Raw genomic sequence first — 14,798 nt, 5'->3', positions numbered from 1 at the left:
TTTAATGCAGCAGAAACTGGTGTTCTCTGCGCGCTTTCACGTTTTTTGATTATATTTATTGAGGGAAACAGACGCTTTGAACGCTTTGGAATTACGCGCCGCGCTTGCACTCGCCTCCGTTTACGTATTACGCATGATGGGGTTGTTCATGGTTATGCCCGTATTGGCCGTGGCCGCTATGGACTACCCAGATTACTCGCCTTTACTGGTGGGACTCGCTGTGGGTGGATATGGTCTGACTCAAGCTGCGCTGCAAATTCCCATGGGTATGATGTCTGACAAATGGGGACGTAAGCCTGTTATTTTGCTAGGGCTAGCCGTGTTTGCATTTGGCAGTTTTGTCGCGGCTAATGCCGACAGCATGGTTATGATGATTGTTGGGCGTATCCTTCAAGGAGCAGGCGCGATTGCAGGTGCGATAATGGCACTTGCTACCGATGTTAGTCGAGAAAGTCAGCGGGCTAAAGTGTTAGCGATTATAGGCATCGCCATTGGTTTCTCTTTCTACTTAGCCGTTATTCTAGGGCCTCTTATTGCTAATAGTTATGGCCTGGCTGGTGTGTTTGGAATTACTGGCATTTTAGCCATTCTGTGCATGCCGTTGGTTAAATGGGTAGTGCCAAATGGTGTACAACTCAGTAGTGGCGATACACTTCCGCAAAAAGACCAGCTAAAGCGCTTGGTTTTTTCTTCTCAGTTATGGCGTTTAAATGTCAGCGTAATGATTCTGCACATGTTAATTACGCTATTGTTTGTTCAACTGCCCGTTACGCTTTTGAATTTTGATATGACGTTAGACAGTCACTGGACGGTTTACTTACCTGTACTTGGTGCGTCAATAGTTGGTCTCATCATTATGATGGGAGCAGCAAGAGGCCGCACCCCAAAATCACTGCTTGTAACAGGTGTTGTGCTGATGGGCGGCGCTTTTTTAGCGCTTAGCTTAGAAGACCAAAGCTGGTGGTGGGTCACCGCTGCAGTCGTGCTGTTCTTCACTGGCTTCAATTATTTAGAAGCGAATTTCCCTGCTTTGGTATCAAGTATTGCTCCTGCTGGTCAAAAAGGAACGGCCATGGGGCTTTACGCCAGTTTTCAGTTTTTCGGTGCGTTTCTAGGTGGTGTAATTTCAGGTTTCGTTACCGATATTTGGTCGCAAGAATTAGCTTACGGTATTGGCGCGGCTAGCACCCTGCTATGGCTCTTCATTATTTTTGGTGTGAAGGAAGTGAGCCGGGTCAAACGCGTGATGATGAACGCAGAGTTTGATAACTCAAAAGCTTCCACAATCGAATCAGAATTAATGCTAGTACCAGGCGTGCTGGAAGTCACTTTAAACGGTCAAAATAATGCGGTATATCTTAAGGTTGACCGTGACTTTGACGCGGTAAAAGCGCGAGACGTACTGTCAGCGTAAAAAGGGCCGTACGTTAAATACCAAGATAGGTTAACACTATCCAATTTTTAAAAAGGACTTGAGCACCATGATTGACCTAAGCCGTTATAAAGCCATTATTTTTGACATGGATGGCACTTTGGTTGATTCAATGGGCGCGCATATTGATGCTTGGCAGATTACCTGCAACGCGTTTGGTTATCCCTTCGACCGAGATTATCAATATAGTCTAGGTGGGGTTCCTACCTTCGAAACCGTACATCTTATGAATGCCAAGTATGATAAAAGTCATGATCCAGCAGAAGTGGCTCTGTATAAAAAACAAGCCTTCGAAGGGCTTGAGCATGTGCCAAAGCTAATTCAGGACACGCTAGATGTGTTCAATCATTACAAGGGAAGTATGCCCATCGCTGTAGGGACGGGCTCAGAAAGGCAACATGCAAGATGGGTGTTAAGTGAGCATGGATTACTGGATCAACTGTCGGCGCTGGTAACCGCAGATGATGTGACTAAAGGTAAACCACATCCTGAAACCTTTGTACGTGCCGCGGAATTAATGGGCGTTGCTCCACAGCATTGTGTGGTATTTGAAGATACCGAAATGGGCAGAAAAGCCGCCGTCGATGGTGGTATGACGTGCTTTATGGTCGATAACACGCGGCTTATCTACTAAAAGCTTTGCGAGTAAGTCTAAGTATTTACCGCTTTATAGCCACTTAAAAAATATTCTCGGAAACAACATTCTTAAAAGTAAGATGGCCTTTGGTTATTGCCGCAATATTTTAAACTGCCTCTAGTTCGTTAAGCGCATCGCCACAGTTATGCAAAAGTGATGACTTTATACGTTTGGTAGCATCATCAATGGCAGTTTTCATCGCATCAATGGCAATTTGATTGCTTTGCTTTTCACCCGTATTCACGTTCATGCTTCTGCCTTTAAAAACAGTAATGGGCGAATACTCTTCTGCATAGGCGGGCTTGTAGCTTACGTTAAGAACAACGGTAGCAACCAAATTACTTCCTAAGCTTTTTACAAAAGCGCGGTTAAGCACAACTTTCACGCTATTACTTGCATCAATGTTCGGGCTTACATTCATGGTCTCCAAGCTTTGCTGTAGCATCGTATAAAGCGCATCTTCGGTGACGTTACTGCTGCCTACTAATAAATCTTTACTAGACCGAGTATCGACAAGCTCCGCCAAGTTTACCGGGCAAGCCTTTGCTTTAGACATTGTCAGTCGGTAATCGGCCTTTTGCGACTCGGGTATTAGTGACGAATCGAATTCGGGCGGAGTAGACTCACAAGCAACGAGTAAAGGCAGAGCGCAGCAGGCAAGACAGACTCGTGCTAATGGCGCAATAGGGGATGAGAAAAATGTTTTATTTTTCATTATTTTAATTTTTTCTTATGGATAGCTTATGTCAGTAATATAGACTCAAGTATAAGAAAGTTTGTAGCGTGAAGAAACTTAACAACTGTTGCAAACTGTTACAGCTGGTTTAGCATAGCAAAGCGCAAAGTTTGTTCAGCAATGTGACCTTCAAGCACTCATAGGTTAAATATAAATTCTCCTATTACCAATCAACACGGACAGTTCTTAAATGATGACCTTTAAAAACGCAGTAATCAGTGTAGTTGCCAGTGTTTCACTATTGGGGTGTGCAATTAACGTATCTCCTTCAGCGTTCTTTTATCAAGATACGCAACAAAAACCTCTGGATACCACAAAGTTGCACGCTGCTATTCAGAAAGATAAAACCTCAGCAGGTATTACTCGTGTTGAAGTTAAAAATGAAGCTGGATTAACCCTTAGAGGTGTTGCCGTTGCATACCCTGAACCTATCGTTAATATTGTTTTCTTCGCAGATAATCGTATGCCGGTAAGCGAGAATAACAGTATTATCCACAGACTAGGAAAACTGCCAGCTAACATTTTATGGCTCGATTATCAGGGAGTAGGGGCCAGCGATAAGGCAGAAAACTTGAGTATAAACGCTATAAAACAAGACGCGTTAACTCAGTTCGATTATGTTGAAAATGCTTTTGATGCCTCGCTTCCCACCATAGTGCATGGGCGCGGTATAGGCAGTTATTTTGCAAGTTATGTCGCTGCCAATCGAAACATTGATGCACTGGTCCTAGACGGGGCTTTTAACAACATATCTGATTTGATTGCTAATATGGTACCAGGGTTCTCTAATTCATTTACCAATATGAAGCTTCACGACGAGGTCCACAGTATGCAGATTGCGCCTATTCTTCGTCACTATGAGGGCCCGCTGTGGTTGTTGGTAGGTGAGCAAGACAAGATAACCCCTTATCCAATCAGTCAACAGTTGCTAGAAGATGCGTCTAGCAGTGAGAAATACATCTCCGTCATTCCTGGGGCTACACATAACGCGACGTTAAAAAGTGACTATGCTATTGAACAGTACAAACAATTTTTAGCGAGGTTCACACAATAAGTGAGCTTTATCTTCTGTGGATAAATAGTGGAAAACCTTGTTGGTAAGTCTGTTAATAGCCATATATACCGGCAGATCACGATCTTACAGCAGCCTTCTGGTCGGATCACGAAATGGTAGTGAAATCAAGCGTTGTAGAGCATTCCATGCTGATCTTAATGTTTTTTGATCGTAAATATGCGCAGGATCAGGCAGTTTTTCTGATTGGGGATAAAAGTCTAGGGTGAAACGATCAGGCGAGTATTTTTGTCAATAGTTTCGTGTAATAAAATTTTTAGAATACAGTTGCACGGTATTGCATCGAATTGCGATTAATCACTCATCAAACAGACTTATTACTGATTAAAAACAATACCCGCCGAATGCGGGTATTCGTCAATTTCTACTTTCGTTAAATATGAGATAACGGAAGACTACACCCTTACCACAGAATCTCGCTTAACAACCGTGGGTGTATATTTAAAGGTTAAGCCTTCTTCTGGTTTACTTCCCGAGGCGTACTTCAGTGCCAGTTCAGCGGCCTTTGCTGCCATCATTTCTACCGGATAACGCAGAGTAGTTAATTTAGGTCGACAGTATTTGGCTAGCAGTACATCATCGTAGCCCATCACGGAAACTTGTTCGGGAACGGAAATACCGTGGTCCTGCAGCATGGTCATTGCACCGGATGCCATCGCATCGTTATAAGCCAATACTGCGGTGAATTTTGCGCCGGTGGCTAGCAAGTTTTGCATGGCTAGTTCGCCCCCTTCTTGATCAGGCGTGGCGTACTCAATCATACTCTCAGGTAGGCTTAGCTTTGCGCTATCGATAGCGTTTCTAATTCCCTCCAGACGATGATTCGGATCGTCGATACGGTATTGGCTGCTTATTACCGCCACATGTTTATGCCCTTGATTAATGGCATATTCTGCCATTAGCCGACCACCGGTCACGTTATCAAGCCATACACAGCGGTTCGCTATTTCTGGGATGTATCGGTTAATTAGAACAAAGCCTGGTACTTGACTAGCAAAGCCAATCAACGTCTTATCATCAAGGGCTTTGCTGTGCACTACCATGGCTTCAACGCGGTGTTCTAGCAGAGTTTCAATAGCCCGCAGCTCTGTTTCTTTTTCAATTGACCCAGCACTTAACAGTATTTGAACGTTATTTTTGCGTGTTATGGATTCAACGCCATGGGCTAACATTGCGAAAAATGGATCGTGGAGTTCAGCAATAACCACACCCAATGAGGCACTGCGTTTAGTTACAAGAGCCCGCGCATTTGCGTTGGGACGGTAGCCCATTTCTTCCATGATTTTTTTAACGCGTTGTCGAGTATCGTTGCCTACTTTTGGGCCGTTATTGATAACCCTGGATACTGTGGCTAACGAAACGCCAGCGGCTTGGGCTATATCTTTTATTGTTGCCATTTTCTCTTTAACTTTGTTTTTTTAATGCATTGAAGACCTTGGGGTCTGATTGGCATAGCGTACATTATATTTACATAAAAAGGTAAAATTCTCACTTTCTGTGCTATGGCGGCACATCTCAAGCAATAGATAAAACTATCAAGTGGTTTTACCATACGCAGTTCTTCACCAAACCCCTGTCAAAAAAGATGGAAAACGTATAACCTTTTAGCATTTCTAAACGCTCTACCGATTCTAAAACTTTGCAGGCGAGCACGATAAATTGCCCGAGCTTAATTAAACGAGCTCCCGATAAGGTAAAATAATTGTTATGAAAATAAACGTATCTACATTTGGTGAAGTAAGCGGCAAAGCTGTTAATGCTTTTACTTTAAGTAATGATAACGGCATGTCAGTCACCTTGCTCAACTATGGCGGTATTATCAAGGAACTCTATTTTCCCAATGCGAAGGGCGAATTGATTAGCTGCGTTCAAACCTTTGATACGTTGCAGGGCTATATCGATGACCCTAGCTATCGCGGTGCAATTGTAGGGCGCTACGCTAATAGAATAGGGAATGGCACATTTACCTTAAACGGCCAGCAGTACACGTTAGATAAAAACGGCGGAGAACATAACCTTCATGGGGGCTATGTCGGCTTTCACAAAAAGTTGTGGCAAGCTAGTACCCAAGAATCTCCCGAGAGTGCCAGTGTAACATTTACCTTATCTAGTCCAGACGGCGAGGGTGGTTTTCCAGGAAATGTTAATGTCGAGGCTTGCTATACACTTAATCAGGAAAATGAGTTAACGCTTGTAATCAAAGCAACGACAGATCAAGAAACACCACTTAGTTTCACACAGCACGCCTATTTTACGCTAAGCAATGATGACAAAGTGGGTAATACGCTGCTACATATCGAGGCGAAAAAGGTGACAGACGCTGATAGCACGTTATTACCAACAGGGGATTTAGTTGAAGTCGCTGATTCACCCTTTGATTTCACTTCATTTAGTGCAATCAAGGAAAGGGCTGAACAAGACAATTCACATCCGCTGTTTGACCGAGTAGGTGGCTACGACCACAACTATGTGCTTCAAGCAGCTTCTTCGAGTATCCCACAAGCTACAGTTAAAGCGCCCGATACTGGCGTTACGATGGAATTATACACTAGCCTTCCCGGGCTTCAGTTTTATACGGGGAGCCTGCGAGAAGATGAGCAACTTGGCGCCCTGTGTTTAGAACCCCAGCATTTTCCCGACGCACCTAATAAACCGTCGTTTCCGAATTGCTTCGTAAAGCCGAGTGAAACTTACGAAGAAACGATTCGATATAAGTTTAGCGCCGAGTAAACTCACGGAAGTATTAAAAGAAAATTAATTGTTATTGATTTAACAATTAATTTTCTTTGTTAGTTAATTGATAAACAGCATAGCTTGCTATATTATTGCTAGGGTAAACGTTTAACCCCTAAGTGTTATGCAAAAGCGTTATGTGAAAGCGCTATGCTAGAGCTTAACCAGTCTATTCAGAGAGAGTGATTATGGGAACCCCTTTCGACCCAACCAATGATCCGCATCGCCGTTATAACCCATTGTTGGGCGAGTGGGTGCTAGTATCGCCACATCGTGCTAAGCGTCCTTGGCAGGGTGCTTCTGAAGAGCCGAATAACGAACAAAAGCCGTCTTACGACCCTACCTGTTACCTTTGCCCAACTAACACTCGGGTGAATGGTGAGGTAAACCCGGATTATAAAGGAACGTTCGTTTTTCAAAACGATTTTGCTGCGCTGAAGCAAGACACTGAGCAGGCCAGCGAGAAAAAAGGCCTGTTCCAATTTGAAACAGAGCAAGGCTGTAGTCGCGTTATATGCTTTTCACCTGATCACAGCAAAACACTTCCAGAGCTTACTGACGAAGAACGAGTAGATGTAGTTAATACGTGGAAAGAACAAACCGCTGAACTAGGTGAAAGCTATCGTTGGGTACAGGTTTTTGAAAACAAAGGCTCAATGATGGGGTGTTCAAACCCTCACCCGCATGGTCAGGTATGGGCGCAGCAGCACATCCCTACAGATCCAGCAAAAAAACTAGTACAGCTGAAACAGTACTTTGGTGAAAACAACGCCCCTATGTTGTTGGACTACGCTGAGCAAGAAGTTATTAAGCAAGAGCGCGTAGTATGCCAAAACGATGATTGGGTGGTTGTGGTTCCATATTGGGCTGCATGGCCATTTGAAACGCTATTACTGCCCCGTTTTGATGTTCAATCTTTGCATAAGCTATCTGACTCGCAATCGTTTTCACTTGCCAAAATTATTGGTGAAATAACGGCGAAATACGACAATTTATTTGAAACGTCTTTCCCATATTCAATGGGTTGGCATAGTGCGCCATTTGATAATGAAGACCACCCTGAGTGGACGCTCCATGCTCATTTCTTCCCGCCGCTATTGCGCTCAGCAAGTGTTCGCAAGTTTATGGTTGGATACGAAATGATGGCCGAAGCACAACGAGATTTGACCCCTGAACAGGCGGCAGACAGATTAAAAGCACTGCCTACGGTGCACTACAAGCAACGTGAGAATACTAATGGATAACCAAGTACTTTCTTCTACATTTGAAGCGCATTACGGCAACGAGCCAACGCTAATCGCACACGCCCCTGGTCGCGTGAACATCATAGGTGAGCACACCGATTATAACGAAGGGTTCGTCTTTCCGGCTGCTATCAACTTTGGTACTTGGGTTGCGGCAACTAAGCGCGACGATAATGAGATTCTAGTTACTGCTATGGACTACGAAAATCAGCAGAATCAGTTCTCCTTATCAGACATTAACTACGACGAGGAACAGGGTTGGGCAAACTATGTTCGCGGCGTAGTGAAAGTACTAAAAGAGGCTTTGCCAGATTTTGGCGGGGCAAACTTGTTGGTTACAGGTAACGTGCCACAAGGCGCCGGTCTAAGCTCTTCAGCGTCTTTTGAAGTGGCTATTTTAAAAGCGCTTAGCGCGCTTTACGAGCTACCACTCGACGGTGTACAAGCCGCGCTATTAGGTCAAAAAGCAGAAAACACTTTCGTAGGCTGTTCGTGCGGAATCATGGATCAGTTAATTTCTGCCATGGGCAACGAAGGTATGGCAATGCTGCTTGATTGCCAGTCATTAGCCATCGAGCATTCACCGCTGCCAGATTCGCATCAAATCGTAATCATTAACTCGAATGTAAAACGTGGTTTGGTAGACAGCGAGTATAATTTGCGTCGCCAGCAGTGCGAGCAAGGTGCATCGCTACTGGGAGTTTCATCGTTGCGCGAAGCAACCATGGAGATGCTAGAAGAAGCCAAAGCACACATGCCTGAGGTGGTTTATCGCCGTGCGAAGCATATCATTACTGAAAACGCGCGTACGTTAGCAGCAAGTCAGGCGTTAAAGTCTGGTGATATTGAAACGGTAAGTGACGCTATGGCGCAGTCTCACGTTTCTATGCGTGACGATTTCGAAATTACCGTACGCCCAATTGATTACTTGGTTGAGATTATTGGTGAAGTACTTGGTAAATCTGGAGGTGTCCGCATGACGGGCGGAGGTTTTGGCGGCTGCGTTGTAGCGCTTGTCCCTACAGACAAAGTCGATGCTGTGAAGCAAGTAGTCGCAGACAAATACTTTGACGAAACTGGCTACCATGCAGACATCTACGTGTGCACTGCAACACAAGGCGCATTTGCCTAAAGATTCATCAGCAGGAACAAAGATTTTAGGTACAGAACGTTCCCTTTTCTAAACAATCCTATTCGCTAGAATTGTTTGTGTCCCTTAAGCCGCTTCCATAGGTAGCGGCTTTTTTTTTAACAGAAGTACACATTTCTTGTTAAAAAAAAGCAACAAAGTGTGTTACTAATACTATCCGCAATAACACGGTGCATGTGTCGGTGGTTTTCTGACCAATGGATGCTTTATCGTAAAATGCGAAACGCGTTTTCATACGCGACACTGGTGTGGCAAAAACCAATAAAATAATAAAAACAATTTTTCACCTGTGTACCCTGCATATTAATCGCCGCACCCAAAATAAAAACTTTGGGAAAAATTATGAAATTAGCATCAATAGATATCACATTATTCGTGATATACGTCGTCGCGCTAGTCACAATTGCCTGGTGGGTCTCACGCGAGAAGCAGGGGCATCAAAAAGACACAAATGATTATTTTTTAGCAGGCTCAAGCTTGCCATGGTGGGCAATTGGCGCATCGTTAATTGCCGCCAATATTTCCGCCGAACAAATTATTGGTATGTCTGGCTCAGGCTATCAATTAGGTCTTGCTATAGCGTCTTATGAATGGATGGCCGCCATAACATTGCTCATTGTCGGCAAATTCTTTTTACCTATCTTTTTAAAACACAAAATATACACCATGCCTCAATTCTTAGAGCAGCGGTATGATCATCGCGTGCGCAAAGTAATGGCAATATTCTGGTTAGGCGTTTATGTATTCGTAAACCTTACTGCTGTGTTGTGGTTGGGTGCTCTGGCTATTAACACTATTTCCGGTGTAGATATGGTTTACGGTATGATGTTTTTAGGTCTTTTCTCGCTAGCCTACTCACTTTACGGCGGCCTGAAGGCGGTAGCGTTAACCGACATTATTCAAGTGGTGCTGTTAGTTATTGGCGGGTTATTTCTATCGTATACCGCATTAAACCTAATCAGTGATGGAAACGGTGTTATTCAGGGTTTTGTCGATTTAACCAATAAACTACCTGAAAAATTCGACATGATTTTGTCAAAAGACAACCCGCACTATATGGACTTACCGGGCATTTCTGTACTGGTCGGCGGTATGTGGATAATGAACCTGTCGTACTGGGGCTTTAACCAGTACATTATTCAGCGTACGTTGGCGGCAAAAAGTGTGCAAGAAGCCCAAAAAGGTATCGCGTTTGCGGCATTCCTTAAGTTACTTATGCCGTTAATAGTGGTGTTGCCTGGCATAGCTGCGGTACTCATTGTGCCTGACCTAGCTAAGCCTGACCAAGCTTATCCAAGCTTGATGACGCTAATGCCTGTAGGCCTTAAAGGTATTATCTTCGCCGCGCTTGTGGCGGCGATTGTCTCATCACTAGCCTCAATGACAAACAGTGTTTCAACTATCTTTACTATGGATCTTTATAAAGATAAGCGCCCGAATGAGTCGCAGCAACATTACGTAAAAGTAGGGCGGATCGTAAGCTTGATAGCGCTTATCATAGCAATGGTTGTGGCTAAACCACTTTTAGGCAATTTCGATCAAGCATTCCAATACATTCAAGAGTTTACCGGTTTCTTTACACCAGGTATCTGCGCGCTGTTCGTTTTGGGTATGTTCTGGAAGAAAACCACAGCAAACGGTGGCCTATTAGCCGCCTTAGGTTCATTTTTATTAAGCATTGTGTTTAGACAGTTCTGGCCTGAACTGCCGTTTATCGACCGTGTTGGGCTCGTATTCCTGCTTTGTGTTGCTTTAGCTGTGGTTGTTTCTCTGCTAGAGAAGAAAGGCATTAGTGAAAACGCGGTTGACCTGAATGAAGTGCAGTTCAAAACCACAAGTTGGTTTAACGTAGCGTCAATCGCCGTAGTGATTTTGACCGCAGCGTTTTATATTACATGGTGGTAGCAAGTATAAGAGGGCGTTTTTAATCGTAACGCCCTAACTAAGCTTTGCTCAAAACAACGCGAAAGTTCAGAAGACGCTGACAATAAATTTTGTTAAGTTCTAGAATGTGTTGCAGTTAGTGAAGTAAACGTGAGGCGAAAAATTTCAAATTTTCCACATAAAATACGATATACTAACCGGCTAATATTCGATGAACTTTCGCGCTTGCTGATGTCTTACTTAATGAAGAGTTATACAGCAAGCCACTAAAAACGTTACAGGAGACATCAATGGCAACGAAAGGCGTTAATAAGGTTATTCTTGTTGGAAACCTTGGCAATGATCCTGAAGTTAGATACATGCCTAACGGAAACGCCGTTGCGAACTTAAGCCTAGCAACTAGCGAAAGCTGGAAAGACCAACAGGGTCAGGTTCAAGAGCGCACTGAGTGGCACCGCCTTACAATGTACCGTCGCTTAGCAGAAATTGCCGGAGAGTACCTGAAAAAGGGCTCGCAGATTTACGTTGAAGGTAAATTGCAAACGCGCAAGTGGCAAGATCAGCAAGGTCAGGACAAATACACTACCGAAATTATCGTAGACCAAATGCAAATGCTTGGCGGTCGCGGCGGTGAAGGCGGTGGCGGTAACGGTGGTTATCAGCGTCCTCAAAACAACCAGGGTGGTTACAACCAAGCACCAGCGCAGGGCGGCTATAACCAAGCGCAACAGCAAGGCGGTGGTCAACAAGGGGGTTACAATCAAAACCAAGGTGGCGGCTACAATCAAGCGCCTCAAGGTGGTAACCAAGGTCAGCCTAAGACCCCCCCAATGGCCGAGCCAGACTTTGATTTCGACGACGATATTCCGTTCTAGGGAACCAAAATCGAAACTGTAAAAGTGTAAATATAAATCACTTTATATTAAAAGATTTGACTAAACCCAGTGTAAAAGCTGGGTTTTTTATTCTCGCTCTGTGTTTGTTGTACTGTACATAAGGCACGTGGTTACGGCTTTTGGAAGTTACTTTCCTAAGACCTGTGTTTCCTGTTAGCAAGCTAATTGAATGCAGTAAAGGCAGTACTAGCCTTGTTTTAGAAAGCCGTATTTTAATTTAAGGGCTATAAAGAGAACTGAAATTCTTAGATTAATAAGTGACCCTTCTAGGAAGCGTCATGAATTGAAAGGAGTAATACGTTTCACCTTTTTAATCATTACTTCTTATTGTTTCTAATTACCATTATAAATAACGCATATCTTGCTCCTCACTCGTTAAAAGGTATTATTATTTTATTAACTTATTAAAAAAATGCCTATCATCATGAAAACGTTATCCCTACTTGCTAGTACGTTCGCTTTGGTTTCAGCAACCACCATCGTTTCACCCACAGTATCAGCTGCTCAAAAGCTGTATAAGCCTTTTCCTGCCGACGTGATGCCGTCGCTCAGTGAGAAAGGTACACATACAGTTGGCGTAAAAACTATTGAAGCCACGTATCCTGAAAAAGTAAAAGATATCGCCGGAAATGATATCAAGCGCAAATTGACGCTAGAGGTCTGGTATCCAGCTTCAAGTGCTGCTGAGACGGCGACGTATGTTAATGAAACACGAAGTGGTCAAGTATTTGAAATTGAGGGTGATGCCAGCCGCGATGCGCCTATTGCCGCAGCAGAATCTGATTACCCGGTGGTGGTTATATCTCACGGGTATACTGGTTATCGCACGCTTATGTATTATTTAGGTGAACACCTTGCGTCTCACGGCTATGTAGTAGCAGCAATCGACCACACAGATTCTACGAATAAAGATGTTAATTTTGCAGAAAACCCGTATTCAGGTTTTCCAAGCACATTACTAAACCGCTCACGAGACCAAGTACTTACTTTAAACAGCATCAGCGAAAACGAATTTTTCAAAGAGAGTGTTGACGCAAGTAAAGCAGGGGTAATTGGTTACTCCATGGGAGGCTATGGTGCGGTAAGTACAGTAGGTGGTTGTTATGCATTTAACGATCAAACAGCAGCAACCTTTACCGGTACGCAAGACCCTAAAGTGGCCGCCCTTATCAAAGATGCGCTAAATACGTGCGCAGGTGGCGAAGAAAGTAGCAAAGATGTGCTGCCAGCTTGGAAAGCAGCGCTAGCGCTTGCTCCATGGGGCGGGCAACATCAGCTATTTGATGTTGAATCACTTAACAATATCAAGGTGCCGGTTCTTTATGTGGCGGGTGATAACGACGATATTTCTGGTTACGATGGTATCAAATGGTTATTCGAAAATACCGGCAGTAAAGGCTCTAAGCTACTTACCGTTAAAAATGCGCGTCATAACGTAGCGCCACACCCAGCACCTAAAGAAGCCTATGGCAGCGAGTTTGATTTGGGCAGCTACATTGAACCTGCATGGGAAGTGCAAAAGTTGAACGCTATCAACGAGCACTTCGCTTTGGCGCTTATGAACTGCCATGTGAAAGGCTTAAAAGATGATTGTGAATACCTGAACGTGAGTGGCAGTAGTGCCCAAGTACCCGTAGACGGTAAGAAGCCAGAGCCTTGGAAGGGCTTCGACGACCGATGGGCATTGGGGCTAGAAATGGACAGTAAATAACAGTTTGAAAAGGATGCTTCGGCATCCTTTTTTAATTTTGTTACATATTTATTTTTCTATCGTAACGCATAGTGGCGTAATATAAGACTGCTTCTACCAATCATTGATAATAAAAAGCGCTCTAAAGCGGCATCTCAGAATACCTTATCGAACAAAGCATAAACTAAACCATAAGGAAGTGAAAATGCGTAAATATACTGTGTCAGCACTATGTGCCTGCTCTATTTTGTTAATGCCGCCCATGGCTATTACCGAAAGCTATGCAGCAGCACAAGACGTTGCTGCAGCAAGCGCCGATGAGGTAGCAAGGCTAAAGGCCTACTTCAAACAAGGTGACTTTAAATACGTTGTAGAATCCCTCGAAGCCGTTAAAGGCAAGTCGCCAGAACAGCACAACATGCTTATTTCTGCCCTGATGAACATAGATTTAGATGAGGCAGAAGAGGCAGCAGAGCAGTTTATTCAGGATTACAGTGATAACTATAAGGCTTACCATACACACGCCAGCGTGATGGGAGCCCAAGCCTCAAGTAGTATATTTTCAGCTCTAGGCTATGCGAAAAAAGCAAAAGAGAGTTTAGAAAAAGCAGTGGAAATCGCCCCAGAAGAGGTTGCTGTTTACCAAGCCTTAATGCAGTTTCACTTAATGGCTCCTTCTATTGCTGGAGGGGACATGGATGAAGCCATGACACTTGCGCAAACAATTTCAAAACTAGATGCTACCGAAGGCCAGTTTGCCTTAGCTAAGGTTTATTTGGAAAAAGATAAACAGGAAGAAGCAGAGGTGATCTTTGCCTCTTTAATTGAAGGTGACAGCACCCAAATTCGCGCTAGGGTTGAGCTAGGTAGTTTCTATTTAGGTAGTGAGCAGTACGCGGCATCTTACGATACTTTGTTGCCGTTATCAGATACAGATGTGGCTGCGGTTTCCAAAGCAGATACTGAGGCTTGGGATACTTATCAAAAGCGTAAAGCCAGTCTTATGTATGGAAAGTATCGCTTAGGGCAAGTTGCTGTTGAAAGTGGCGAGTACACAACTTCAGGTATTAACGCGCTAAAAAGCTATTTGGAGGACTACCAGATTGCGACCATTGATACTGAAGGTCTACCAACAGCTAATTGGGCTCAGCTACGCTTAGCTGAACTTCTTCTTAATGCAGATAAAGTTATTGAAGCGCAAAACGTTGTTGAAGCGATAAAAGAAGAGAAAAATGAACGTTTTGCTAAGACACTCAAAAAAATCAAAAAGGCACTAAAAAAGCGAGCGGCGGTGTAATACCGCATAGCTCGCTTAATTGTATTT

At 43.8% G+C, this 14,798-nt stretch carries 12 protein-coding genes; 10 read left to right on the top strand and 2 right to left on the bottom strand.

Translation table 11 applies throughout. The features are described 5' to 3' along the window. Positions 1-76 precede the first annotated feature (76 nt). Positions 77-1,414, top strand: a complete 1,338-nt coding sequence (locus D1814_RS06490; protein ID WP_118490669.1) for an MFS transporter — start codon at positions 77-79, stop codon at positions 1,412-1,414. A gap of 67 nt (positions 1,415-1,481) precedes the next feature. After that, entirely contained in the window at positions 1,482-2,066 is a 585-nt protein-coding gene (locus D1814_RS06485; RefSeq protein WP_118490667.1) for an HAD family hydrolase, read from the top strand. Positions 2,067-2,175: 109 nt separating this feature from the next. Here D1814_RS06485 and D1814_RS06480 read toward each other — a convergent pair whose 3' ends face one another. After that, positions 2,176-2,784, bottom strand: a complete 609-nt coding sequence (locus tag D1814_RS06480; RefSeq protein WP_118490665.1) for a hypothetical protein — start codon at positions 2,782-2,784, stop codon at positions 2,176-2,178. Between the two features lie 211 nt (positions 2,785-2,995). Between D1814_RS06480 and D1814_RS06475 the strand changes: the two genes are divergently transcribed. After that, positions 2,996-3,859 carry an alpha/beta hydrolase gene (locus D1814_RS06475; protein ID WP_118490663.1) on the top strand — a complete coding sequence of 288 codons (864 nt, stop codon included), beginning with the start codon at positions 2,996-2,998 and terminating at the stop codon, positions 3,857-3,859. Positions 3,860-4,272: 413 nt separating this feature from the next. Here the strand turns inward: D1814_RS06475 and D1814_RS06470 are convergent, their stop codons facing one another. Next, a complete protein-coding gene (locus D1814_RS06470) occupies positions 4,273-5,274 on the bottom strand; it encodes a LacI family DNA-binding transcriptional regulator (RefSeq protein ID WP_118490661.1) in 1,002 nt (333 codons plus the stop codon). Positions 5,275-5,584: 310 nt separating this feature from the next. Here D1814_RS06470 and D1814_RS06465 point away from each other — a divergent pair, with 310 nt between their 5' ends. The 7 genes from D1814_RS06465 (at position 5,585) to D1814_RS06435 (ending at position 14,771) form a co-directional block, all read left to right on the top strand. Further along, the gene (locus D1814_RS06465; RefSeq protein WP_118490659.1) at positions 5,585-6,607 is read left to right on the top strand and encodes an aldose epimerase family protein; all 1,023 of its coding nucleotides are present in this window, start codon (positions 5,585-5,587) and stop codon (positions 6,605-6,607) included. A gap of 191 nt (positions 6,608-6,798) precedes the next feature. Continuing rightward, entirely contained in the window at positions 6,799-7,854 is a 1,056-nt protein-coding gene (locus D1814_RS06460) for a UDP-glucose--hexose-1-phosphate uridylyltransferase (RefSeq protein ID WP_118490657.1), read from the top strand. Next, the gene (gene galK, locus D1814_RS06455) at positions 7,847-8,986 is read left to right on the top strand and encodes a galactokinase (RefSeq protein WP_118490655.1); all 1,140 of its coding nucleotides are present in this window, start codon (positions 7,847-7,849) and stop codon (positions 8,984-8,986) included. Before D1814_RS06460 ends, galK begins: the two co-directional genes overlap by 8 nt. 360 nt (positions 8,987-9,346) lie before the next feature. Further along, on the top strand, positions 9,347-10,909 hold the full coding sequence (locus D1814_RS06450) for a sodium/sugar symporter (protein WP_118490653.1): 1,563 nt from the start codon (positions 9,347-9,349) through the stop codon (positions 10,907-10,909). Between the two features lie 269 nt (positions 10,910-11,178). Beyond that, positions 11,179-11,763: a single-stranded DNA-binding protein gene (locus D1814_RS06445; RefSeq protein WP_118490651.1), complete on the top strand. Its 585-nt coding sequence runs from the start codon at positions 11,179-11,181 to the stop codon at positions 11,761-11,763. 445 nt (positions 11,764-12,208) lie between these two features. Next, the gene (locus D1814_RS06440) at positions 12,209-13,495 is read left to right on the top strand and encodes an alpha/beta hydrolase family protein (RefSeq protein ID WP_183037584.1); all 1,287 of its coding nucleotides are present in this window, start codon (positions 12,209-12,211) and stop codon (positions 13,493-13,495) included. Positions 13,496-13,679: 184 nt separating this feature from the next. Next, the gene (locus tag D1814_RS06435; RefSeq protein ID WP_232368991.1) at positions 13,680-14,771 is read left to right on the top strand and encodes a tetratricopeptide repeat protein; all 1,092 of its coding nucleotides are present in this window, start codon (positions 13,680-13,682) and stop codon (positions 14,769-14,771) included. Positions 14,772-14,798 lie beyond the last annotated feature (27 nt).

The sequence above is a fragment of the Alteromonas sp. BL110 genome, assembly GCF_003443615.1.
Classification (GTDB): Bacteria; Pseudomonadota; Gammaproteobacteria; order Enterobacterales; family Alteromonadaceae; genus Alteromonas.
The sequence above is the reverse complement of the archived record's forward strand: the minus strand, read 5'-3'. Positions and strand labels throughout refer to the sequence as shown.

Excerpts from the sequence above, each read along its gene's own strand:
- D1814_RS06480 (WP_118490665.1), bottom strand. The coding sequence starts at position 2,784 with ATGAAAAATAAAACATTTTTCTCATCCCCTATTGCGCCATTAGCACGA.
- D1814_RS06485 (WP_118490667.1), top strand. The coding sequence starts at position 1,482 with ATGATTGACCTAAGCCGTTATAAAGCCATTATTTTTGACATGGATGGC.
- D1814_RS06445 (WP_118490651.1), top strand. The coding sequence starts at position 11,179 with ATGGCAACGAAAGGCGTTAATAAGGTTATTCTTGTTGGAAACCTTGGC.
- D1814_RS06470 (WP_118490661.1), bottom strand. The coding sequence starts at position 5,274 with ATGGCAACAATAAAAGATATAGCCCAAGCCGCTGGCGTTTCGTTAGCC.
- D1814_RS06435 (WP_232368991.1), top strand. The coding sequence starts at position 13,680 with ATGCGTAAATATACTGTGTCAGCACTATGTGCCTGCTCTATTTTGTTA.
- D1814_RS06450 (WP_118490653.1), top strand. The coding sequence starts at position 9,347 with ATGAAATTAGCATCAATAGATATCACATTATTCGTGATATACGTCGTC.
- galK (WP_118490655.1), top strand. The coding sequence starts at position 7,847 with ATGGATAACCAAGTACTTTCTTCTACATTTGAAGCGCATTACGGCAAC.
- D1814_RS06465 (WP_118490659.1), top strand. The coding sequence starts at position 5,585 with ATGAAAATAAACGTATCTACATTTGGTGAAGTAAGCGGCAAAGCTGTT.
- D1814_RS06460 (WP_118490657.1), top strand. The coding sequence starts at position 6,799 with ATGGGAACCCCTTTCGACCCAACCAATGATCCGCATCGCCGTTATAAC.
- D1814_RS06440 (WP_183037584.1), top strand. The coding sequence starts at position 12,209 with ATGAAAACGTTATCCCTACTTGCTAGTACGTTCGCTTTGGTTTCAGCA.
- D1814_RS06475 (WP_118490663.1), top strand. The coding sequence starts at position 2,996 with ATGATGACCTTTAAAAACGCAGTAATCAGTGTAGTTGCCAGTGTTTCA.